The sequence below is a fragment of the Massilia sp. CT11-108 genome, from assembly GCF_047302915.1.
In the GTDB taxonomy this organism is placed as follows: Bacteria; Pseudomonadota; Gammaproteobacteria; order Burkholderiales; family Burkholderiaceae_D; genus Telluria; species Telluria orientalis.
In genome coordinates, this window is the sequence record NZ_JBKYMO010001806.1 from 1 (window position 1) to 231 (window position 231).

Consider the following 231-nt stretch of genomic DNA (forward strand, 5'->3'; position numbering starts at 1 on the left):
CTGCTCGCGACCGTGCTCGTCGTGGCCGGACCGGCCTGCGTCGCCATCGTCCTGCTGCCTTTCCTGCCGGCGCCGGCGCGGGCCAGCTGGCCGTTCATCGCGGCGTCGGGCGTCGTCCAGGCCTACTTCCTGCTGCTCATCGAGACCTACCGCGCCGGCCGCGTACACGCTATGGATCTTCCTGCTGACGGGCGCCTGGGTGTGCGCCTGCGCGGCCCGCGGCCGCGTGGG

The 231-nt window shown here is 74.0% G+C and carries 1 pseudogene; it reads left to right on the plus strand.

What is annotated here, in order from left to right:
* Nucleotides 1-231: pseudogene (locus ACEN88_RS36400) on the plus strand (hypothetical protein); the annotation flags it as partial.